This is a genomic window from Luteitalea sp. (assembly GCF_022842525.1).
GTDB lineage: Bacteria > Acidobacteriota > Vicinamibacteria > Vicinamibacterales > Vicinamibacteraceae > Luteitalea.
Genome location: NZ_JALHPM010000315.1, coordinates 1 through 4,349, shown reverse-complemented (window position 1 = coordinate 4,349; position 4,349 = coordinate 1). Strand labels below are relative to the sequence as shown.

The window sequence follows — 4,349 nt, the reverse complement described above, 5'->3', positions numbered from 1 at the left end:
TGCGCCAGCGCAGCCCCACTGCCAGCACGACGATGGCTGCGGCGGCCAGCGTCCACCACGGCATAACGCGGCGCGCCGGCGCCGGCGCGGCGTGCGAGGTGAGGCCGCGCACGGTCTCGAGCCGCGCCCGTCGCGACGGCAGCGACGTCAGCGTGCGGTCGAACGCGTCGCGGTCGTACGCGGTGAGCGTGCCCGAGAGATACGCGCGGATGAGGTCGTCCTCAGCGTCCTCGAGGCGCCCCAGCAGCTCCGCATCGGTCGCGTAGTGGTCTTCGATCGTCGCGGCCTCGTCCGAGGACGTCTGCCCGAGCAGGTAGCGCCGCAGTTCGGCGTCGTCTGGCTGGCTCACAGCGTCGCTCCATTTCCCGGCTGAGGTGTGCCGGCCAGGCAGCGCCGCATGCACTGCTCGAGCCGGTCGCGCACCCGCTGCGCGCGCAGCCGCAGGGCGTTCTGCGACACGCCGAGATCCCGCGCCAGCGCCGCTCGTGCCTCGATACGCGTCCGTCCCGTGCCGCCGTAATACCGCACCATCACCTCGCGCACGTCGGCCGGCAGATCCCCGAAGCACCGGTCGAAGCAGCGATCCCGCCCGTCGGACTCGACGGCCGGCAGGGTCGCCACCACGCGATCCGCCACCGCCGGGTCGAGCGACTCGGCGCGAGCCTCGGGACGGCGGTGGTACTCGAGCGACACGAGACGCGCGATGCCCATCGCAAACGACCGCACGTCCTGCACCGGCTCACCGGCCGCCAGGCGCCGCGCCAACCGGTCGAGCACATCGTCGGCCGCCTCGTCGGCCGCCGCCACGGCGCGCCAGTCGAAGAACCGGCACAGGGCCCGCCGCAGCTGTTCGTAGGCGACGCCCGCGCGGTCGGAATCCGGATCGAGGCGCGCGAGCAGACTGGAGAAGGCCGGGGAATCGATCCCGTCTGACGGGGGGCGGGCACGCATGACGTCGCGACGACGTCATGGTAGCCCACTCCGCCGCCGGCCCGGTCCGGCCGGCGTCAGCGCGTCTGGCTCCAGTCGATGGCCACGGCGGCCACCTTCGTGAAGGGCACGAGCGTCCCCGTGACCGCTCCCTGATCCACACGCACCGTCATGACGCCGCCGGTCCCCCGCACCACCGCGAGGCGTCCGTCGGGCGAGCGCTCGACGGCCTCGAACGCCGCGTTGGCGCTCGTGGCAAGCGGCGCCTGCTTTTCGTGCGTGGTGTAGTTCACCACGTGCACGGTGGTGTCCGAGACGACGAGCGCCGATGCCGCCTCGGGCAGGAACTGCACGTCGAAGCCGCCGGCCGCCACCTTCTTCACCACCTTGCCGGTGAGGCCGTCGACAACGGTGAGATCGTCGGTCATGCTGTTCAGGGCGTAGATGGCGCCGCCGCCGGGCACGATGGCCAGTGCGCCCCGCGCCGGCTTCACGGTGTATTCCGTGTAGACGTAGTGCGATTCGCCGCGCTGGGCCGCCTGCCGTGCGGCCTGCTGCTTCGACGTTTCGGTCGACGCCCACGCATTCAGACCGGCCAGCAGCTTGCGGCTGGCCCGGCCTGTGCTGATGCTTTCCAGCTTCTCGCCGCGCTCGAGGTCGTGCGTGATGAAGGAGTCGCCGATGACGACCCAGCCGCGGCGTCCGTCCGGACTGACCGCCGACTGCGGTTCGCCCATGCGCGGTGCGTTGATCATCGGCGCCGGCGTCAGGTCGGGCACGCTCAGGCGAGTCAGGCCGAACAGCCCGAACACATAGATCGCCTTGCCGTCGGCGCTGGACTCGATGCGCTCGGGCGTGCCGACGACCGCGATCGGCGCCGCGGGCTTCGGGCCGCGAATCACTCGCAGCTCGCCCGGCCGCTCGTGATTGCCTGGACCCTTGAATGGCGCGCCGTCGCTCAGGAGCAGCAGCTGATTGCGGGCTTCGTCGAGGACGAGCCCACGGGGACCAGAGCCGGCATCGCTCACCGCCTCGACGGTGCGCGATGTGAGCGACACGGCATACAGCCGGCCGTTGACGTTCTTGTCGGGATTGCCGCTGGGCTTGCCGCGATCGAGGAGCAGCACGTGCTGGCCGTCGGGCGACAGCACGGGCCCCCGCGGATCTCCGTCGAGCGGCAGGGTGGCGGCCACCGTGCCGGCCGTGAGATCCACGAACCGCAATTCCGCCGGAAGGGGCGCCGCGCCCCTGGGCCGCTCCGGTGCCGACAGCACGAGCGCCGTCTGCCCGTCGGGGGTCGCGAAGGCTTCAGTTGCCGCGCGAGGCAGGGTCACGCGGCTCACCACCGCCCCGGTTCCGAGATCCACGGTGACGATCTCCCGCGGCAGCGACTCGGCGGCGGCCTTGCCGCGGAACCCCGGACACACGACCGTCAGCCGGTGCCCCCTGGCCGAGAGCATGGGCGCGCCGGCCAGGCCCCACCCGAGCTCGATCCGGCGCTGCACGGCCAGCGTCCGCGCGTCGATGACGGTGACCGCGGACCGCGTCTTCGCCTGGAAGCCGGCGTCGCCGGCGTCCCGGCCCTCGCCGGGGTCGAGCACGAGCAGCCGATCACCGGCGCTGGTCTGCAGCAGTTGCGCCGGCGCGCCGTCGAGTTTCGCCGTGGCGCCGGCGCTGCCCGTCTTCAGGTCGAGCGCCGTGACGGTGCGCGCTCCGCCGTCGAGCACGAACGCCCGGCCTCCCCCTTGTGCCGCCGCCTCGGACGCCGCGGCCAGGCACGCCACGCCCACCATCCACCTGACAGTCGATGTCATCACCTGCTCCCTCCTACGACTGTCGAAACGGCCCGAACCATGTCGTCTGACATACATCGGCGCTGCTCGACACTCGATGGAAAGCCGGCCGCGGGTGGCCGGCGGCAGGACGGAGGCAGGCATGAACGTGACGTGGATGCGGGCACTGATGGTGGGATTCGCGGTAACACTGGTGGCAGGGTGTGGAGGCGGCGGCAGTCCCACCGGCCCCAGTGCAACGCCCCAGCCCTCTGTCATCTCGCAGAGTGGCAACATCGACGCGTTCGGCACGACGCGGCATTCGCTCACCATCTCGCGCTCGGGCACGATGACGCTTCGCGCCACGTGGGGCGACGCCTCGGTGGACCTCGATCTGTTCCTCGCGCCCAGCTCGTGCACGTCGCTCTATCCGAAGGCGAGCTGCGGCATCCTGGCGGCGTCGGAGGCGGCCACCGGCACCTCGGAGCAGATCGTCCGTCAGGTCCAGGCCGGCGAGTCGTACAACGTGTTCATCGACAACCTCAATACCACGCGCGCGCAGGCCTATTCGCTGACGGCCACCATCCAGTAGGCGGCCTCGTCGCCGGTAACCGGCGGTCTCGGGCCGCCGCCTTTCACGGGAAAGCTCAATGCAAACGCTCCTGGCCGGGGGGCGGTCTGACGATCGTCCCACCGGGCGGCACGTCCGTGGACGTGAACACCTCGCACATAGGCGGCACTGTGATCGGCGGCATCGCCGGTCAGAATGTCAGCGGCGCGGCGGTGGTCATCACGAGCGGGGGCCGGCTCGGCGTGTCGGGCTCGTCGGCCCGGTTCAAGGACGACATCGTGCCGGTGCCCGGCGACGCGGTCGCGCGTCTCCAGGCGCTGCCGGACCTGGTGATTCCCGGCGAGGACGGCACGCCATGGACCGTGCGCTACCACTTTCTGGTGCCGCTCCTCCTCGCTGACGCGCAGCGGCTCGAACGGGAGCGCCATGCGCTGCAGTCCCGCGTCGACACGCTCGAGCGGGAGCGCGCGGAGATGACGGCGCGCCTGGACGCGATCGAACGTGCGCTGCGGGACGCCGATCAGCGCCAGTCACCGGCCACGGTGAAGCCCGCCCAGAAGTAGGGGTCGGCCCACTGCGGCAGCCGTTGCAGCGCGCGCTGCGCCTCGCGCAGCGCGGCGGAGGGCGTGAGGCCGCGTCCGAGCAGGCCATCGTAGAAGCGCGTCATCAGCTCCGCCGTGGCTGAATCGTCGACGGCCCAGAGACTGGCCACGACACGCGGCGCGCCCGCGTACATGAAGGCCCGCGCCAGGCCCATGAGGCCTTCGCCTTTCACCTCGGGCCCGAGGGCCGTCTCGCACGCGCTCAGCACGACCGCGTCGGCCCGGAGCCGCAGGTCGTAGATGTCCTGCAGGCGGACGTAGCCGTTCCTCGGCCGGCCCTGCCGGTCGACGAGCGAGAAGATCAGGCCCGACAGCGCCGGCCGCGTGGTGTCCGCCACGCCGTGCGTGGCGAAGTGCACGAAACGGAAGTCGCGCAGCGCGGCGCCGAGCGCCGCTTCGCGCGTGGCCTCGAACGCCACGGCCTTCAGGACACTGCCGGCCGGCGCGAGCCGGGCGATGGTCTCCGCCTCGTCG

The 4,349-nt window shown here is 71.9% G+C and carries 5 protein-coding genes and 1 pseudogene; 2 read left to right on the top strand and 4 right to left on the bottom strand.

The features are described from left to right. From Q0C41_RS30090 to Q0C41_RS30080, 3 genes and pseudogenes are all read right to left on the bottom strand, one after another. Positions 1-349: pseudogene (locus Q0C41_RS30090) on the bottom strand (hypothetical protein); the annotation flags it as partial. Beyond that, complete coding sequence (locus Q0C41_RS30085) at positions 346-951, bottom strand: hypothetical protein (protein ID WP_291990496.1); 606 nt, start codon at positions 949-951, stop codon at positions 346-348. The gene Q0C41_RS30085 and the pseudogene Q0C41_RS30090, both read right to left, overlap by 4 nt. A gap of 56 nt (positions 952-1,007) precedes the next feature. Next, a complete protein-coding gene (locus tag Q0C41_RS30080; protein WP_291990494.1) occupies positions 1,008-2,867 on the bottom strand; it encodes a hypothetical protein in 1,860 nt (619 codons plus the stop codon). Between Q0C41_RS30080 and Q0C41_RS30075 the strand changes: the two genes are divergently transcribed. Beyond that, complete coding sequence (locus tag Q0C41_RS30075; RefSeq protein ID WP_291990492.1) at positions 2,866-3,294, top strand: hypothetical protein; 429 nt, start codon at positions 2,866-2,868, stop codon at positions 3,292-3,294. The two genes, Q0C41_RS30080 and Q0C41_RS30075, sit on opposite strands and share 2 nt — an antisense overlap. Positions 3,295-3,410: 116 nt before the next feature. Next, positions 3,411-3,836 (top strand): hypothetical protein, encoded by a 426-nt coding sequence (locus Q0C41_RS30070; RefSeq protein WP_291990490.1) that lies wholly within the window; start codon positions 3,411-3,413, stop codon positions 3,834-3,836. Here the strand turns inward: Q0C41_RS30070 and Q0C41_RS30065 are convergent. After that, the coding region (locus tag Q0C41_RS30065; RefSeq protein ID WP_291990488.1) for a CHAT domain-containing protein at positions 3,794-4,349 on the bottom strand (556 nt) is incomplete at its 5' end. The two genes, Q0C41_RS30070 and Q0C41_RS30065, sit on opposite strands and share 43 nt — an antisense overlap.